This window comes from Massilia atriviolacea (genome assembly GCF_003953935.1).
Taxonomy (GTDB): Bacteria; Pseudomonadota; Gammaproteobacteria; order Burkholderiales; family Burkholderiaceae_D; genus Telluria_A; species Telluria_A atriviolacea.
The window spans coordinates 1-640 of record NZ_RXLQ01000071.1 but is presented as its reverse complement, the minus strand read 5'-3'; the positions used below and the strand labels follow the sequence as shown (position 1 = coordinate 640).

1 protein-coding gene is annotated in these 640 nt (G+C 65.8%); it reads right to left on the bottom strand.

Annotated elements, in window-relative coordinates; all coding sequences use genetic code 11:
* The coding region (locus EJB06_RS31590; RefSeq protein WP_164558113.1) for an AMP-binding protein at positions 1–640 on the bottom strand (640 nt) is incomplete at both ends.

Below are 640 nucleotides of genomic sequence, written 5' to 3'. Positions count from 1 at the left end.
TTCGGCATGCCGGTCGATCCGGACGTGTAGATGACGTAGGCCAGATTGCCCGGCGCTGCGGCGGCATCGGGATCGGCGGCGCTGCGCGCAGCGATCACCGGTGCATCCGCGCCATCGACCACCACCATCGGCACCACATGCGCCGGCAGGATGTGGAACAGCGACTCCTGGGTCAGCAGGACCACCGGTGCGCAGTCGGTCAGCATGAAGGCCAGGCGGTCCGCCGGATAGGCGGGATCGAGCGGCACGTAAGCCGCACCAGCCTTGAGGATGCCCAGCAGGCCCACCACCATGTCGATGCCGCGTTCAAGGCAGATCGCCACGCGGTCGTCGGCTTGCACACCGAGCGAGCGCAGGTAATTGGCCAGCCGGTTCGCGCGCCGGTTCAATTGCGCATAGGTGAACGTGGCTTCTTCGAATGCCAGTGCCGGTGCATCAGGTTGACGCGCCGCCTGTTCCTCGAAGAGTTGATGAATCAGGCGATGCTCCGCAAAATCGAGAGCGGTATCGTTGAACTGCTCAAGAATGCGGCTGCGCTCCGCGCCGCTCAACAGATCCAGACGGCTGACGCGCTGCTGGTCGCCGGTCGCCATGGCGCCCAGCAGCACTTCGAAGCGCGCCGCGAGGCGCTCCATCGTCG